The 16,354-nt window shown below is 63.3% G+C and carries 12 protein-coding genes; 3 read left to right on the forward strand and 9 right to left on the reverse strand.

Features of this window, described 5'->3' with window-relative positions; translation table 11 throughout:
• Nucleotides 1-8: 8 nt before the first annotated feature.
• Both BUB23_RS15255 and BUB23_RS15260 read right to left on the reverse strand, forming a co-directional pair.
• Nucleotides 9-2,549 carry a cation:proton antiporter gene (locus tag BUB23_RS15255; protein WP_073104261.1) on the reverse strand — a complete coding sequence of 847 codons (2,541 nt, stop codon included), beginning with the start codon at nucleotides 2,547-2,549 and terminating at the stop codon, nucleotides 9-11.
• 472 nt (nucleotides 2,550-3,021) lie between these two features.
• Nucleotides 3,022-4,389: a dicarboxylate/amino acid:cation symporter gene (locus tag BUB23_RS15260; protein WP_073104264.1), complete on the reverse strand. Its 1,368-nt coding sequence runs from the start codon at nucleotides 4,387-4,389 to the stop codon at nucleotides 3,022-3,024.
• 286 nt (nucleotides 4,390-4,675) lie between these two features.
• Here BUB23_RS15260 and BUB23_RS15270 point away from each other — a divergent pair, with 286 nt between their 5' ends.
• Together BUB23_RS15270 and BUB23_RS15275 are read left to right on the forward strand one after the other, a co-directional pair.
• Nucleotides 4,676-6,523 (forward strand): sensor histidine kinase, encoded by a 1,848-nt coding sequence (locus BUB23_RS15270; RefSeq protein ID WP_073104271.1) that lies wholly within the window; start codon nucleotides 4,676-4,678, stop codon nucleotides 6,521-6,523.
• The gene (locus BUB23_RS15275; RefSeq protein WP_073104274.1) at nucleotides 6,520-7,902 is read left to right on the forward strand and encodes a sigma-54-dependent transcriptional regulator; all 1,383 of its coding nucleotides are present in this window, start codon (nucleotides 6,520-6,522) and stop codon (nucleotides 7,900-7,902) included. Before BUB23_RS15270 ends, BUB23_RS15275 begins: the two co-directional genes overlap by 4 nt.
• A gap of 32 nt (nucleotides 7,903-7,934) precedes the next feature.
• Here the strand turns inward: BUB23_RS15275 and rpoH are convergent, their stop codons facing one another.
• Nucleotides 7,935-8,819: an RNA polymerase sigma factor RpoH gene (gene rpoH, locus BUB23_RS15280; protein WP_073104276.1), complete on the reverse strand. Its 885-nt coding sequence runs from the start codon at nucleotides 8,817-8,819 to the stop codon at nucleotides 7,935-7,937.
• 236 nt (nucleotides 8,820-9,055) lie between these two features.
• Between rpoH and BUB23_RS15285 the strand changes: the two genes are divergently transcribed.
• Nucleotides 9,056-10,204 carry an ABC transporter substrate-binding protein gene (locus BUB23_RS15285; protein ID WP_073104278.1) on the forward strand — a complete coding sequence of 383 codons (1,149 nt, stop codon included), beginning with the start codon at nucleotides 9,056-9,058 and terminating at the stop codon, nucleotides 10,202-10,204.
• A gap of 49 nt (nucleotides 10,205-10,253) precedes the next feature.
• Here BUB23_RS15285 and BUB23_RS15290 read toward each other — a convergent pair whose 3' ends face one another.
• From BUB23_RS15290 to BUB23_RS15315, 6 genes are all read right to left on the reverse strand, one after another.
• Nucleotides 10,254-11,084 carry a class II glutamine amidotransferase gene (locus tag BUB23_RS15290; protein ID WP_073104280.1) on the reverse strand — a complete coding sequence of 277 codons (831 nt, stop codon included), beginning with the start codon at nucleotides 11,082-11,084 and terminating at the stop codon, nucleotides 10,254-10,256.
• Nucleotides 11,085-11,246: 162 nt separating this feature from the next.
• Nucleotides 11,247-12,476, reverse strand: coding sequence for a cardiolipin synthase ClsB (gene clsB / locus BUB23_RS15295; protein WP_073104282.1), 1,230 nt, complete (start codon nucleotides 12,474-12,476; stop codon nucleotides 11,247-11,249).
• A 55-nt stretch (nucleotides 12,477-12,531) separates the two neighbouring features.
• Nucleotides 12,532-13,386 carry an endonuclease/exonuclease/phosphatase family protein gene (locus tag BUB23_RS15300; protein WP_073104284.1) on the reverse strand — a complete coding sequence of 285 codons (855 nt, stop codon included), beginning with the start codon at nucleotides 13,384-13,386 and terminating at the stop codon, nucleotides 12,532-12,534.
• Nucleotides 13,387-13,398: 12 nt separating this feature from the next.
• Nucleotides 13,399-15,198: an aspartate--tRNA ligase gene (aspS, locus tag BUB23_RS15305; RefSeq protein ID WP_073104286.1), complete on the reverse strand. Its 1,800-nt coding sequence runs from the start codon at nucleotides 15,196-15,198 to the stop codon at nucleotides 13,399-13,401.
• Nucleotides 15,199-15,236: 38 nt separating this feature from the next.
• Nucleotides 15,237-15,929, reverse strand: a complete 693-nt coding sequence (locus BUB23_RS15310) for a DUF502 domain-containing protein (protein ID WP_073104288.1) — start codon at nucleotides 15,927-15,929, stop codon at nucleotides 15,237-15,239.
• 20 nt (nucleotides 15,930-15,949) lie between these two features.
• Nucleotides 15,950-16,354: an FmdB family zinc ribbon protein gene (locus BUB23_RS15315; protein ID WP_073104290.1), complete on the reverse strand. Its 405-nt coding sequence runs from the start codon at nucleotides 16,352-16,354 to the stop codon at nucleotides 15,950-15,952.

Consider the following 16,354-nt stretch of genomic DNA (forward strand, 5'->3'; position numbering starts at 1 on the left):
CCCCATCTTCAGGAGGCTTTCGGCCGCAGGTCCGGCAAGGGTTCGTGCTGGCGCTCGCCGGACTGGAATTGCTGCCATACTTCCAGCGCGCGCAAGCGCTGCTTGACCACGGCGTCGATCTTTTCCCGCAAGGCCTGGTCGCCCGCCAGCAGGGCGTCGAAATCGCCTTCCGTCAGCATCAGCAAGCGGCTGTAGCCCATCGATGTCACCTTGGCTTCGAATTCCATCCCCGCGACCAGCGCCATTTCGCCGAACATTTCGCCCGTCCCCAGTTCGACAGTGGTGTTGTCGGGCAAGTGGATGGTGACCGCGCCCGATGCCACAAAATACATGACGCGGCTGCGCCCGACCTGCATCCTGATTTCCTGGTCCGGAACCGCCAGGCGCGGCTTCAACAGCTTGCTGATGGCCTTCAGGGCATCGGGCGACGCGCCTTCGAACATGGGCACGCGCTGGATGAGTTCCTTGGCGCTGATGGCGATATCCAGCGCGGGACGCTTGTCGATGTGGCTCCAGCGCAGGTCTATCTGCTTGAGCAGGTCCGAATACATTTCGCCGGTGATCAGGAAATGCGCCAGCATGTCGCGGTAGCGCAAGCGCTCCAGGGCCCGCGCCATGCGGCCCAGGTAGGATTCCTGCAGCCAGTGCGCGAACAAGGGATACTGCAGGTTGAGGGCCTGCAGGGAGGTCTCCAGCAGCACCAGGCGATGGCGGTGGGCCTGTATGATGGCGGCGGTCGCCTCCGGGCCCAGCAAGGGCTGGATTTCCTTTTCGGCGAAGCGGATCAGGTGCTGGGCGACGGATCGCTTGCTCATCAGGTTGGCGAAGCGCTTGGCCAGTTCGCGCGCCAGCCAGCCCTGGAAGCCGAACAGGTAGTGCATCCGCAAAGAAAGGCGGAATGCCGTCGAATAGCGCAAATCGGCCGCGATGGCCGCCTCGAAGCCGGCCACCCCGCCCGAGCGCACCGCGTCGCTCATGCGCTCGGCGCGCGCCAGCAATGACTCGGCCGTGCGCCAGTCCACCACCTGCGCCTTGAGCGTATCGAAAAACATTTCCTCCTCGCGCGACGCCACCATGGCCAGCCCCATGGACACTTTCTGGTCGTGCGACAACTGGTTGACCTCGCCGCCGTCCACGCTGGCCTGGGCGGCATCGAAGATCGCATGCACGCGCGCCTGGACGTCGGCGCCGATATGCTCGTTCTTGGCGATTTCATCCGTCTTGTCGCGCAAGTCCTCCAGCGCCACGACCAGGGCCTGGTTGCGCAGCGTCCGGTCGAAGGGCGACAACTGGTCCAGGCGCAGCCTGCGTATCAGCGGCCGCAGGCTGATGCCATTGATGAACAGCGTCATCAGCACAAAGCCGGTGGTCGCCACGGCGATGAACTGGCGCGCCTCGTAGGGGACGTTGTGCTGCTCGGTCACGGCCAGCGCCAGCGCCAGCGACACCGCGCCGCGCAAGCCGCCCCACCACATGACGATGCGGTAGGCGCGGCTGACCTTGGTGCCAAAGCGGGTCAGGCCCAGCACCGGCAGCACGCCGAACACCATCACCGCGCGGGCCAGCAGCGTTACCAGGAACACCATCAGGATCAGCAGCACCTGCATCCAGGAGATCTCGGCCATCATGCGCGGAATCAGCATGGCGGCGAACACGAAAATCAGCGAATTGGCCCAGAAGCCGAACTGCGACCACGATGCCGACAACTGCTCGAAAGTGGTCGGCGACATGCGGGTGCGGCCGGTCGAGCCCACCACCAGGCCGGCGATCACGGTGGCCACGACGCCGGACACGCCCAGGTAATGCTCAGAAATATAAAAGGCCAGGTAAGCCAGGGCCACGGTCAGCGTGATTTCAGCGGTGGGCCAGCCGCGCAGCCAGATGAACAGGCCGCTGGCTATGCGGCCCATGAGAAAGCCCACCAGGCCGCCTCCCACGAAACTGAACAGGAAGCTGTAGAACACCCGGCCGACCGACAACTGGCCGCCGCCGTACATCACGGTCAGCAGCACCGAATACAGGGCGATCGAAGCCGCGTCATTGAACAGGGACTCGCCTTCCACCAGGGTGGTCAGCCGCTTGGGCGCGCCGACTTCGCGGAACACCCCCACCACCGCGACGGGATCGGTGGTGGCCACGATAGCCCCCAGCATCAGGCACACCACTAGGCCATAGCCGGAGACGGCGCTTAGCGAAAAACCCACAGCGACCGTGCAGACCACCACCGCCACGATAGCCATCATCAGGATGGGCCCGATATCATCCAGCAGGCGGCGCACATTCAGCGCCAGCGAGGTTTCGAACAAGAGGATGGGAAGGAAAACGAACAGAAAGGTTTCCGATGAAACCTCGAAATGCTGCAGCGAGTCCAGGAAATCGGACATGACCATCGGCGCCCAGCTATGCACGTGGATGATCAGCCCGAGAACGAATCCCACGATGGCCAGCAGTATTGAATAGGGCAGGTGCAGGCGCCCGGCTATCGCCGGCATGAAAGAGACCAGGGCCAGCAAGCCGGCCAGGCCAAACACGATGTGTCCTATTTGCATGTCGCTTTCCTTGCTGCACAATTTTACGCAGTCCAAGGATATCTTTTTTTTCGCCGATTTTTAGCGGCGGCGGAATTTTTTTTGCCGCCGGGCCGTCCCAAGGCAAAAACGCCCCCTTGGGGATGAGCCCGGACACAGGACAGTCCCTGCGGACTGTCCTGTGCCTTGCGAATCCGAGCGGCATGCAGGCCGCGAGGCGGACAGCAAGCCGCGTAAGCGGTGAAGCGTGGGGGCATTATTTTCTGCCGCCCAAAAAAAACGGGACACCTGATGGTGTCCCATAAACATCCGCTTCAAAAGGGAGGGGAAGAGGAGAAGCCGAAGCGGACGATAGACCAATGGCTCGCGCATCGCACAGCAAAGTCATTGTCTATATGAGTTAGTGCGTAGTGATGAGAATAAGTTCGCCCCATAAGCCGGAAAGGTGTAAAAAACTATGTCGATACAAAGGCTTACGAGGCCAAGGATAAGCTTAGGCGACGATGGCCGCGCCTTCGGCTTGCGGCGCCTGGCTCGCGGCATGCCTGGCGTCGGCGGGGGCCGGCGGCGCGGCGCCTTCCAGGACGGCGGCCAATTGCGCCTTGTCCAGTTCACCTTCCCAGCGCGCCACCACGATAGTCGCCACCGCATTGCCCACCAGATTGGTCAGCGCCCGGCATTCCGACATGAAACGGTCCACCCCCAGGATCAGCGCCATGCCGGCCACCGGCACCGACGGCACCACCGACAGCGTCGCCGCCAGGGTGATGAAGCCCGCGCCGGTAATGCCGGCGGCGCCTTTGGAACTCAGCATGGCCACCAGCAGCAACAGTATCTGGTCGCCGAGCGACAAAGGGATATCGGTGGCCTGGGCGATGAACAGCGCCGCCAGAGTCATATAGATGTTGGTGCCGTCCAGGTTGAACGAATAGCCCGTCGGAATGACCAGGCCCACCACCGGCTTGGAACAGCCGCCTTTTTCCATTTTTTCCATCAGCGTGGGCAAGGCCGCCTCGGAAGAACTGGTGCCCAGCACCAGCAGCAATTCCTCGCGGATGTAGCGTATCAGCTTCAGTATGGAAAAGCCGTTGTAGCGCGCCACGGCTCCCAGCACCACCAGCACGAACAAGAGCGAGGTCAGGTAAAAGGTGCCGACCAGCATGGCCAGGTTGGCAATCGCGCCGATGCCGTATTTGCCTATGGTAAAGGCCATGGCGCCGAAGGCGCCTATGGGGGCCGCCTTCATCAATATGGCCACCATTTTGAAGAACGCCGCCGAGACCGATTGCAGGAAATCGAGCACCACGATGCCGCGGTCGCCCACTGCGCCCAGCGCAATGCCGAACAGCACCGAGAAGAACAGCACCTGCAGGATGTCGCCGCTGGAGAACGCGCCCACGACGGTGTTGGGGATGATATTCATCAGGAAGCCGGTCAGCGTCTGCTCATGCGCCTTGGCGGAATACTGGGCGACCGCGCTGGCGTCCAGGGACGCGGGCGAAATATGCAGGCCATTCCCGGGCTGCACCACATTGGCGACCACCAGGCCGATGACCAGCGCCAGGGTGGAGAAGGTCAGGAAATAGGCCATGGCCTTGCCGACCACGCGCCCCACCTTCTGCAGGTCGCGCATGGCGGCGATGCCGGTGGACACGGTCAGGAAGATCACCGGAGCGATGATCATTTTGACCAGCTTGATGAAGGCATCGCCCAGCGGCTTCATGTCAGTGCCCAGGCTGGGATAGAAATACCCCAGCAGGATGCCGATGGTGATGGCCGCCAGTACCTGCACGTACAGGATATGGTGGATTTTTTTCTTGGGCGCAGGCATCTGCGCAGTGCTGCCGGGAAGAACTATCATTGGGTTGTCCCCTATCTGCGGCGCCCCCGCTGCTCATGAGCCGATGGCATTGCGGACGCCTTGTTTTACATGGGAGATGCCGCAACGGCGCAATGACGGCGGCACATCGCGTACCCTTCGCAATTGGCATGCCAATTCGCTGGCCAACCGAGAAAACCCTAAGCCCTTGAAAATAAAACGAATTAGAATTCAGAAATATGCCGCCTGGAATTTCCATGCGGAAATCCGCCAAAATCAGCCGCAACTCGTGCGATAATCCGCACAAAATCCCTAGCCCCTGTCGCCCATGTCCGCCGTCATCCCCATTTCCAATGCCCGCAAGCGCTACGCGTGGCGCGCCTTTGCGCTGCTGGCGGCGGCCCTGCTGGCGCTGGCGTTCTGGGCCGGCGGGCGCGTAGGCCGCGATGCCGCCCGCGCCGATACGCTGGCGCGCGCGCGCAGTTCGGCCGAGCTCAAGGTCCTGTCGCTGCTCAGCGAACTGCAACGGCAACGCTTCCTGCCGCTGGTCCTGGCCGGCGACGAGCAACTGGCCAATGTCTTGCGCAGCCGCGACCCGGACCTCATCGCCAAGCTGAACCTCAAGCTGGAAGCCTTGAACCAGGCCACCGGCGCCTCGGTCATCTACCTGCTGGATACACGCGGCGTCGGCATTGCCGCCAGCAACTGGCGGGAACCCACCAGCTTCATTGGCTCCGATTACAGCTTCCGGCCCTACTTTCAGAAAGGCATGAGCGAAGGCGCCGCGGAACATTTCGCGCTGGGCAACGTGAGCCTGCAACCTGGCTTGTATCTGACCCGCCGCATAGGGCGGGCGGACCGGCCGCTGGGCGTGATCGCCGTCAAAGTGGGATTCGATGCACTGGAAGAGAACTGGCGCCGCTTTCCCGATACGGTATTCGTTGCCGACGAGCACGGCGTGGTCCTGCTGAGCTCCGAACCCGCCTGGCGCTTCATGACCCTGGCTCCGCTGTCGGCCGAGGAACGCGGGCGGCTGCGCGACAGCCTGCAGTTCGGCAAGGCGCCGCTCGAACCACTGCCGCTGCTGGCGGCGGCGGACGCCCCGCGCGTGGCCGACGCCCGCGAGATTTCGGCCTCGTTGCCGGGCGTGCAGTCCAGCCAGCCTTATCTGCATATCGCGCAGGCGGTGCCCAGCACCGCCTGGACTTTCCATATACTGGCCCCCGGCGAGGCCGCCCAGGCCCGCGCCGCGGCGCTGGGCCGGGCCACCGCAATGCTGCTGGCGCTGTGCCTGCTGTTTGCCGCCGGCCTGTTGCTGTACCGCAGCCAGCGCGCGCGCAACGCCGCCGCCGTGCGCGCAGCGGCCCGGATAGAACTGGAAGAAACCGTCCAGGCGCGCACGGCGCAACTGCGCGCCACCAACCGCCAGCTGCAATCGGAAATGGAAGACCGCTGGCGCGCGGAGACCAAGCTGCAGAAAGCCCAGGATGAATTGGTGCAGGCCAACAAGCTGGCTTTCCTGGGCCAGATCGCCGCGGGCGTAGCGCACGAAATCAACCAGCCGGTGGCGGCCATCCGCAGCTATGCCGACAATGCCGAGGTCTATCTGGACCGCGGCCAGGCCGGTCCCGCGCGCGCCAATCTGCGCGCCATCGCCGAACTGACCCAGCGCCTGGGCCGCATCACGGATGAATTGCGCACCTTCTCGCGCAAGGCGGCACGCTCGGTCGGCCCGACGGCGATCGAGCCCGCCATCGATGGCGCCTTGATCCTGGTCAGCGGCCAGTTGCGCCGCCAGGGCCTGCAATTGCGCCGCGGCCCCGTCCCCGCGGGGCTGGCCGCGATGGCCGAACAAGGGCGGCTGGAACAAATTCTGGTCAATCTGCTGCAGAACGCGATCGAGGCTCTGGCCGGGCGCGCCGACGGCGCCATCGACATTTCCGTGGCCGACGACGGCCAGCAGGTGAATCTGTGCGTGCGCGACAACGGCCCCGGCATAGCGCCTGACATCATGGCCGCGCTCTTTACCCCCTTCGTGACGAGCAAGTCCAGCGGGCTGGGCCTGGGCCTGCTTATTTCCCGCGATATCGCCGCCGACTTCGGCGGCGCGCTGCGGGTCGACAGCCGCCCCGGCGACACCCGCTTCACGCTTTCTTTGAACAAGGCGCCGCAATGACCGATGCTCCAACCTATGCCCCCGCCAGCGGCGGACTGGTGGTTTTCGTCGATGATGACGACGCGCTGCGCAGCGCCAATGCCCAGACCCTGGAGCTGGGCGGGCTGGATGTCAGGCCCCTGCCCTCCGCGCAGGCCGCGCTGGACTATGTGCGGCATGGCTTCGAGGGCGTCGTCGTCACCGACATCCGCATGCCCGTTATCGACGGCCTGCAATTGTTCCGGCAACTGCGGGAACGCGACCCTGAACTGCCCGTCATCCTGATCACCGGCCACGGCGATATCGCCATGGCCGTCGACGCCCTGCGCCAGGGCGCCTATGATTTCATCGCCAAGCCATATCCCGCCGAACGGCTGCTGGCCACCGTGCGCCATGCCCTGGAAGAACGCCGGCTGGTATTGGAGAACCGCAGGCTGCGCGCCGCCGCCGACAGCGCGGACGACGGCTTGCCGCTGATCGGCGAAACCCCCGTCATGCAAAGGCTGCGCGAAACGCTGCGCCATCTGGCCAATGCCGATGTCGACGTGCTCATCGAAGGCGAGACCGGAACGGGCAAGGAAGTGGTGGCCAGCGCGCTGCACCAGTGGAGCCGGCGACGCGGCCACCCATTGGTGGCGATCAACTGCGGCGCGCTGCCCGAGAGCGTGGTGGAAAGCGAACTGTTCGGCCATGAAGCGGGGGCTTTCACGGGCGCGCAGCGCAAGCGCGTAGGCCGCATCGAGCATGCCAACGGCGGCACGCTGTTCCTGGACGAAATCGAAAGCATGCCGCCCTCGCTGCAAGTGCGCCTGCTGCGGGTGCTGGAAGCGCGCGAGATTTCGCCGCTGGGCAGCAACGAGACGCGGCCCGTGGACGTGCGCGTGCTGGCGGCCGTCAAGGTCGACCTGAGCGATCCCGCCCAGCGCGGCGATTTCCGCGAAGATTTGTTCCACCGCCTCAACGTCGTAACGGTGCGCGTGCCGCCGCTGCGCGAGCGGCGCGAGGATATCCGCCTGCTGTTCGCCTATTTCCTGGCCAAGGCGGCCGCCCGCTTCAAGGTGCCCATGCCAGATGTCGGCGACCATGTCCACCGGCATCTGGCCAGCCATCACTGGCCCGGCAATGTGCGGGAATTGGGGCATTTCGCGGAACGGGTGGCGCTGGGTGTGGAAACGCCCGGGCTCGGCGCCGCGGCGAAGGCGGCCGGCCCCGGGCAGTTGAGCCTGCCGCAGCGCATCGAGCGCTACGAGGCGGAACTGATACGCGAGGCCCTGACGGCGCACCGCGGAGAAATCCGCGCCACCATAGAAGCGCTAGGCATCCCGCGCAAGACCTTCTACGACAAACTGCAGCGCCATGGCATCGAGCGCAATGCCTTCCTGCCGGATGAAGGCAAGTGAAGGCGCCCGGCGCGCCCCGGGCAGCCCAAACCTCAGGCGGCCAGGGCCAGGCGCAGTTTCTTGAAGGCGGCGGTTTCGATCTGGCGTATGCGTTCGGCCGATACGCCGAATTCGGCGGCCAGGTCGTGCAAAGTGGCGCCGCCGTCATCCTGCAGCCAGCGGGCCTGGACGATGCGGCGCGAGCGCGCATCCAGGCTTTCAATGGCGTCGGTCAGGCCGGAGCCCTGCAGGGAATCCAGGGCGCGGCGCTCCAGCACGCGGGAAGGCTCCTGGTGCCCCTCGTCAGACAAATATGAGATGGGCGCGTAGCTGTCGTCATCGTCGCCCGGCGCTTCGAGCGCCATTTCGCGGCCCGACATGCGCACTTCCATTTCGCTGACATCTTCCGGCCGCACATTCAATTCGCGCGCGATGCTGCTGACCTGTTCGGGGTCCAGCGTCTGGCCGTCGGGGCGCATGCGGCGCAAGTTGAAGAACAGCTTGCGCTGCGCCTTGGTGGTGGCGACCTTTACCAGGCGCCAGTTGCGCACAATATATTCATGGATTTCCGCCTTGATCCAGTGCACCGCGAACGACACCAGCCTTACCCCGCGTTCGGGGTCAAAGCGTTTGACGGCCTTCATCAGCCCCACATTGCCTTCCTGGATAAGGTCGGCATGGGCCAGGCCATACCCCAGGTACTGCCTGGCGATGGAAACCACCAGGCGCAAATGCGATGTGATGAGCTGCCGGGCGGCGTCGAGATCTGATTCATCGCGCAAACGCTTGCCCAAAGCCAGTTCCTGCTCGTGTGTGAGCATGGGCAAACGATTGACAGCGCTGATGTAGGCCTCGATCGTGCCTAGAGCACCAGGATTGGAAATAGCCATGGCCAATTGATGATTGGACAAAGCCAGGGATTGCGTACTGTGAGTCATCAGATAAACAGTCCTCGTGGAAAATGACGTTGTCTAATATTAGCACTCCGGATGCCGGAGTGCTAATGCTTAATGATGGCCCGGAGCGCTTATGCCGTTAAGATGCCGAATTCTTCAAAAAGTTCACCTTTTGGGTGCTTTTCATGCCTGTTTCATACAAAAAGAGGCAAATATCGTGCCACGCAAACCGCCGCGTCCGTTTAAAATAGCCCTCATTCACCCACGGAGAACCGACTATGTTGCTCAAAATGCTTGCCACTACTGCGATCCTGCTCGCCGCGCTCGGCGCCGGCCCCGCGGCGGCCCAGGTCAAGGTAGGCGTGGTCACGTCGGCGACCGGCCCGACCGCGATGGTAGGCATCCCGCAAAAGAATACCGTGGCGCTGCTGCCCGGGAAAATAGGCGATCTGGCGGTGGAGTACATCTCGCTCGACGACGCCAGCGATCCCACCCAGTCGGTCACCATTTTCAAGAAGCTGATCACTGAAGAGAAGGTCGACGCGATCATCGGGCCCACCGGCTCGCCCAACGCCATGGCCGTCATCCAGTTTGTCGCCGAGTCCGGCACGCCCATGCTCTCGCCCGTGGGCACCGCATCCGTCATCCTGCCCATGACCCCCGAAAAGAAATGGGTCTTCAAGACGACACAGAACGACGACCTCATCGCCAAGGCGCTGGTGGGCCATATGGCCGCTGCGGGCGTCAAGACCGCGGCCTTCATCGGCTTCAACGACGCCTACGGTGAAAACTGGCTGAAGGTCTTCACCGGCCTGGCCGGGCAGAACCACATCAAGATCGTGGCGGTCGAGCGCTACCAGCGTTCCGACAATTCCGTCACCGGCCAGGCCCTGAAAGTGCTGGCCGCCAAGCCCGACGCGGTACTGATCGCCGGCACCGGCACGGCCGCCGTGCTGCCGCAAGCCACCTTGGCCAAGCAGGGCTACAAAGGCCAGTTCTACCAGACCCATGGCGCCGCGCTGCCGGCTTTCCTGAAGCTGGGCGGCAAGGACGTGGAAGGCACCATACTGGCGGCCGGCCTGATGCTCGTGCTGCCTGAAATCGCCGACAGCAATCCGTCCAGAAAAATAGCGCAGGACTATATTGAACGCTATACCAAGAGGTACGGCAGCGCCCCGGCGACTTTCGGCGCCAATGTCTTCGACGCGGGCCTGCTGCTGGAACAGGCCATACCCCAAGCTGAAAAAGCGGCCAGGCCCGGCACCCCGGAATTCCGCAGCGCCCTGCGCGACGCCCTGGAAAAAACCCACGAGCTGGTGGCAACGCAAGGCGTCTACAACATGAGCCCGCAAGACCACAGCGGCTTCGATGACCGCGGCCGCGAACTGATCACCGTCAAAGACGGCCAATGGCGGCTATTGAAATAGGCCGGGCCAGCGCCCAAGCCCAGGGCGCGCCATCGTCCCGCCCGCCCGCTCAGACGCAGGCCAGGCTTTCGGCGTTTTTCCTTTGCACCGAGCCGGGTATCGGCACCACCGCCCTCAGCGCCGCGTAGCCCTGCTCGAACATGATCAACTGCCCCGGCTCGAATCGCGTCCAGACCTCATTGTCGGTCAGGGGCTTGGTGGCGATGATGGATACGCAATCACCCTGGCGATTGGTCAGGGAGAAATCCACCGTCATGTCCGCGTCGATCAGATGCGCCTTGTTGAACGGCCACTCGCGCACGATGTAATGCAAATGGGTGGAGCAATGCGCAAACAGCGAGCGTCCATTGGAAAGCAGGTAATTGAATACGCCATGCACGGTGATTTCATGCGTGAGTTCCTCGACCGCCTGGAAAAGGTCCGCGGTGGATGGCTCGGTATTGCCGAAGCGTTGGCGCAGGCCCTGCATGATGTGGCAGAAGGCGGCTTCGCTGTCGGTGGTGCCCACCGCCTGGTATTGCCCGCTAAGCGCCGGCTGGTAATCCAGCAAATCGCCGTTGTGGGCGAAAATCCAGTGGCGGCCCCATAGCTCGCGCATGAAGGGATGGCAATTTTCCAGCGCGGTGGTGCCTTGCGTGGCCTTGCGGATATGGGCGATCACATTCCTGGATTTGATGGGGTAGCGTTTGATCAGCTCGGCCACGGGCGACTTGCACGACGGCTGGTTGTCGATGAAGACCCGGCAAGCCTTGCTTTCGAAGAAGGCGACCCCAAAGCCATCGGCATGATGGTCGGTATGCCCGCCGCGCGCCGCGAACCCCGTAAAAGAAAAGGTGATATCGGTAGGCGTGGCGCAATTCATGCCCAACAGCTGACACATAGTGAAAAATCTTCTATTGAAAACCTGCGACATCCAAGCATGCACGCCCGTGCACGCGTTGCGCCTAGCCTTGATTCTATACGGGGATTGCAGAAAGCCGGCTTTTCTTTGGCGCGCGGCGGGATGCGCGCGCGCCGTCGATGCATTTTCACAACGAAAACCTCAATACTCGGACGACTTCCCGGTCAGGGCCACGCCGACGCGCAGCATGAAGTAGGCAAAGGCGTCTACCCAGCGGCCGATCAGGCCGCGGCGCTGCAGGTCCTCCGCGGTAACGCGCTGGGCGTTGCTCCGGATTTCGGTTTCGATGGCCGCTTTCAGCTCATCGGCGAAGGCCGCGTTCTGCACATAGATATTGGCCTCGCGCGCCAGCAGCAGGCTCAGCGGATCCAGGTTGGACGAGCCGACCATGGCGCAATCGTCGATCACGGCCACCTTGGCATGCAGATAGCTGGCCATGTATTCGTAGATTTCAATGCCGTCATCGAGCAGCTTGCAGTACATATACCGGCAGGCGCGGTATTGCATGGGGTATTCGGAGCGCCCCTGCAGCAGCAGTCTCACTCGCACGCCGCCGCGGGCGGCGCTTTCCAGCGCCTTGCGCAAGCGGCGCCCCGGGAAGAAATAGGCGTTGGCGATCAGGATGTCGCCCGAGGCATGCGCCATGGTGGCCAGATAGACGTCTTCTATGGTCTGGCGAAAGCGGATATTGTCGCGCAGCAGAAGGGCGGCGCGCTGGCCCCCGTTGAACGAAGGCGCGGCGAATTTCTGGCGGGCGCTGCGCCACCTGCCCCAATCCTTGAGGCGGCGATAAAAGGCGGCCCAGTCGTCGCGCCGCCGCCAGGCCATGCGCAGCCACAGGGTGCGCTGCGCGCGCGCCACATCGTCCACGATGGGGCCGGCAAGGCGCACGGCGAAGTCGAAGCGCGGACGCAGGCCCCGCCCGTCGTCGGGCACGTCCACATAGTCGTCGAGAATATTGATGCCGCCCACGAACGCGAGGGCTTCGTCGATGACAGTGACCTTGCGGTGCAGGCGGCGCAAGCGCCGCAGATCGAATTTCATGTGGCGCAGGCCGGTGGGCTCGGGACGATAGACGCGGTACTGCGCCCCCATGTCCGCCAGCCGGGAGGCGATCTCCCGGGCGTGCTCATTGCTGCCGAAGCCGTCGATCACGACGCGCACCTTGACGCCGCGCGCGCAAGCCTGGCGCAGGCAATCCAGCACCAGCAAGCCGGTCTTGTCCAGGTTGAATATATAGGTTTCCAGGTGAACCTGGCGGGTCGCCTCGGCGATGGCGGCGCAAAGCGCGGGAAAAAACTCTTCGCCGTTATGCAGCAGATCGATGCGGTTGCCGTCGCGCCATTTCAAGCGCAGGTGTTTACGCGCCATCCATGCCTTCCCTAGCCGAAGCGCGCGGCACGGCCGTCGCTGCGCACGGGGACTTTCACGGCAGCTCGAGCTCCGCGATCAGCGGCGCGTGGTCCGATAGCTGCTTCCATGGCGAACCATGCAATACGCGCGCGCTGCGCACGGCAAAGCCGCGCTGGTAGATGCGGTCCAGGCGCAGCCATGGGAAGGCCGCCGGAAAGGTGCGCGGCGGCGGGATCAGGCGGGCGTTGCCGTTCATGCCGAGCTCGTGCACCTTCTGGGCCAGGGGCAAGGGGCGCGGGAAGGGGCGCAGGCTGTCGCGCCAGCGCGTGACCGAGCCGCGCAAGCCGCGGGCATCGCCATTCTGCGGAGCGATGGCAAACACCTCGTACAAGCCCAGCTGCTGCACGAACAATGGCGCGAGGCGGTTGTTCCAGTCATTGAAGTCGCCCGCCACGAGCACCGGCTCGTCGTCGGGCACCAGGCGCTTGATGCGTTCGACCAGCGCGGCCACCTGGCGCGAACGGCCGCCGGCGAACAAGCCCAGATGCACCACCACGCAATGCACCGGCGTGTCGTTGATCTCGACCACGGCGTGCAGCAGCCCGCGCTGCTCCATCTTGTGGTCGGAGATATCCTGGTTTTCATGCTGGAGAATGGGAAAGCGCGACAACAGCGCGTTGCCGTGGTCCGTCTGGTCGCGCACCGCATTGCATCCATATGCCGTCTGCATGCACAGGACCGCGCCCAGCGATTCATGCTGGGCGTCAAGGCTGAAACGCTGCTGGTTGCGGCCCTGGACCTCCTGCAAGAACACCAGGTCCGGGCGCAGGTTATAGAGGCCGAGCCGCAATTCCGCCAACGATTCGCGGCTGCCCGTTGCCGAGCGGCCCTTGTGAATGTTGTAGCTTACGACCCGGATTACCGACACTGCGGCCCCCTGCTATTGCGCTGCTTTGACCTCGGGGCTGCGCAAACGAATGTGCAATTCGCGCAACTGCTTTTCGTCGACCGGCGAGGGCGCTTGCGTCAACAGGCATTGGGCGCGCTGCGTCTTGGGGAAGGCGATGACGTCGCGTATGGATTCGGCGCCGGCCATCATGGTGACCAGGCGGTCCAGGCCGAAAGCGACACCGCCGTGCGGCGGCGCGCCATACTGCAAGGCGTCCAGCAGGAAGCCGAACTTGTCGCGGGCCTCTTCGGCGCCGATATTCAAGGCGCGGAACACCTTGCTCTGCACCTCGGCGCGATGGATCCGCACCGAACCGCCGCCCACTTCCCAGCCGTTCAAGACCATATCATACGCCTTCGCCAATGCCTGGCTGGGGTCGGTTTCCAGGAAGTCTTCGTGGCCGTCCTTGGGGCTGGTAAAAGGATGGTGGGCCGCGAAATAGCGGCCTTCCTCGTCGTCGTATTCGAACATCGGAAAATCGACCACCCACAAAGGCTGCCAGCCCGCCTCGAACAAACCGTTATCCTTGCCGAAGTCGCTATGGCCGATTTTCACGCGCAGGGCGCCTATGGCGTCATTGACGACCTTGGCCTTGTCGGCGCCGAAGAAGATCAGGTCGCCGCTCTGCGCGCCGCTGCGTTCGATCAGTTGGGCCAGGACATCGACATGGATATTCTTGACGATGGGCGACTGCAGGCCCTCGGGTATCGCCGCGGCATCGTTGACCTTGATATAGGCCAGGCCCTTGGCGCCATAAATGCCGACGAACTTGGTGTAGGCGTCGATTTCGCTGCGGGGCATGCTCGCGCCGCCGGGTATGCGCAAGGCCACGACCCGGCTGGCCGGATCATTGGCCGGGGCGGAAAACACCTTGAAGTCCACGTCGCGCATCAGGTCGCCAACGTCGACGAATTCCAGCTTGACGCGCAAGTCGGGCTTGTCCGAGCCGTAACGCCGCATTGCTTCTTCCCATGTCATGGTCGGAAAGGAAGCCGGCAATGCCACATTCTGCACGCTGGCGAACACATGGCGTATCATACCTTCGAAAATTTCCCGGATCTCCACTTCGTTCAGGAACGAGGTTTCGCAATCGATCTGGGTGAATTCCGGCTGGCGGTCGGCGCGCAGGTCTTCGTCGCGAAAGCATTTCGTGATTTGATAATAGCGGTCGAAGCCCGACACCATCAGCATTTGCTTGAACAACTGCGGCGACTGCGGCAGGGCGAAGAACTGGCCGGCGTTGACGCGGGAAGGAACCAGATAGTCGCGCGCGCCTTCGGGCGTGCTTTTGGTGAGCATGGGCGTTTCAATGTCGATGAAGCCCAGGTTGTCCAGGTATTTGCGCACCTCGATGGAGACGCGATAGCGCAGCATGAGGTTGCGCTGCATTTGCGGGCGACGCAGGTCCAGCACACGGTGAGTGAGGCGGGTGGTTTCCGACAGATTGTCGTCGTCGAGCTGAAAGGGGGGCGTTACCGACGGATTCAGTATCTCGATTTCGCGGCACAGGACCTCGATGCCGCCGGAAGCCAGTTCCGGGTTGCTGGTGCCCTCGGGGCGCAGGCGCACCAGGCCGGTAATGCGTACGCAGAACTCATTGCGGATATGCTCGGCGGTATTGAAGGCTGCCACATTGTCCGGATCCACCACGATTTGCGCCAGGCCGGCGCGGTCGCGCAGATCGATGAAAATCACCCCACCGTGGTCGCGGCGGCGATGGACCCAGCCAAACAATGTCACTGTCTGGTCCAGGTGGTCTTTATTAACGTCGCCGGTATAGCAGGTACGCATCAAGGATTACTCCGTATATGAAATTCTTAAACTGGGAATCAGGGCTGTTCTTTGCCGGGCTGGCGCGCCGCATCGACCTGGTCGATGTCGCGAGCGGCGTCGATCACCGACACCGCGTCCTGGCCGGCCTCGAGAGCCTTGATGGAAACGGGCGCCACGACGCCCATGGAAACAATGTACTTGAGCGCCGCGTCCACGCTCATGTCGAGCACCTGCACATCCTCGCGCGGCATCATCAAAAAGAAGCCCGAAGTGGGATTGGGAGTGGTCGGCACATAGACGCTGATATAGTCGCCGTCCAGCTTCTCGGCGACCTCGCCGCTGGGCGCGCCGGTAAGGAAGGCGATGGTCCATGAGCCCAGCCGCGGATACTGCACCAGCACCGCTTCGCGAAATGCCTGGCCATTGGGCGCCAGCACCGTATCGCTGACCTGCTTGACCGAATTGTAGATCGAGCGCACCAGCGGAATACGCCCGAGCAGCTGCTCCCAGCGGTCCACCATGGCGCGGCCTATGAAATTGGCGCCCAGCAGGCCGGTCAAAAGCACCACGACCAGCACCAGCAGCACCTGAAACCCCGGAATGCGATAGCCGAACAAGGACTGTGACGACAAGAATGCCGGCACGACGCTTTCGAGGGTGCTGATGAGCAGTGCGATTACCCAGATGGTAATGACCAGGGGAATCCAGATCAGCAGCCCGGTAATAAAGTATCGCTTGAAAAAACGCATGCAGTCTTAGACTTACCGGATCAGGAAGAGGTGGAGCCAGTCGACGGAGCAGCCGGGGAACTGGCTGTTGCATTGCTGCCGCTAGTGCCGCTGCTTATGTTGCCGCCGCTGGTATTGCTATTGCCGCCAGTATTGCCGGCGCCGCTTGCCGCGCCGTCATTCGTTGCGCCGCCGCCCTTCGCGTCGCCGCCGGGGGCGGCGGGTTTCGCGGCCGCGCCGGCCGGCGCGCCGCTGGCGGCGCCATTGTTGCGAAAATCAGTGACATACCAGCCGGAGCCTTTCAGTTGAAAGCCCGCGGCCGTGACCTGCTTTGTATAGGTGCTTTGACCGCATTCCGGACAGACCGTCAGCAGCGGATCAGACATTTTTTGCAATATGTCCTGCGCATGTCCGCAGGCACTGCATTTGTAAGCATAAATAGGCAC

Origin of the sequence: Pollutimonas bauzanensis (genome assembly GCF_900129885.1) — a bacterium.
GTDB classification, from domain to species: Bacteria; Pseudomonadota; Gammaproteobacteria; order Burkholderiales; family Burkholderiaceae_B; genus Pollutimonas; species Pollutimonas bauzanensis.

Excerpts from the sequence above, each read along its gene's own strand:
- BUB23_RS15255 (WP_073104261.1), bottom strand. The coding sequence starts at position 2,549 with ATGCAAATAGGACACATCGTGTTTGGCCTGGCCGGCTTGCTGGCCCTG.
- BUB23_RS15290 (WP_073104280.1), bottom strand. The coding sequence starts at position 11,084 with ATGTGTCAGCTGTTGGGCATGAATTGCGCCACGCCTACCGATATCACC.
- BUB23_RS15310 (WP_073104288.1), bottom strand. The coding sequence starts at position 15,929 with ATGCGTTTTTTCAAGCGATACTTTATTACCGGGCTGCTGATCTGGATT.
- BUB23_RS15270 (WP_073104271.1), top strand. The coding sequence starts at position 4,676 with ATGTCCGCCGTCATCCCCATTTCCAATGCCCGCAAGCGCTACGCGTGG.
- BUB23_RS15275 (WP_073104274.1), top strand. The coding sequence starts at position 6,520 with ATGACCGATGCTCCAACCTATGCCCCCGCCAGCGGCGGACTGGTGGTT.
- BUB23_RS15260 (WP_073104264.1), bottom strand. The coding sequence starts at position 4,389 with ATGATAGTTCTTCCCGGCAGCACTGCGCAGATGCCTGCGCCCAAGAAA.
- aspS (WP_073104286.1), bottom strand. The coding sequence starts at position 15,198 with ATGCGTACCTGCTATACCGGCGACGTTAATAAAGACCACCTGGACCAG.
- clsB (WP_073104282.1), bottom strand. The coding sequence starts at position 12,476 with ATGGCGCGTAAACACCTGCGCTTGAAATGGCGCGACGGCAACCGCATC.
- rpoH (WP_073104276.1), bottom strand. The coding sequence starts at position 8,819 with ATGACTCACAGTACGCAATCCCTGGCTTTGTCCAATCATCAATTGGCC.
- BUB23_RS15285 (WP_073104278.1), top strand. The coding sequence starts at position 9,056 with ATGTTGCTCAAAATGCTTGCCACTACTGCGATCCTGCTCGCCGCGCTC.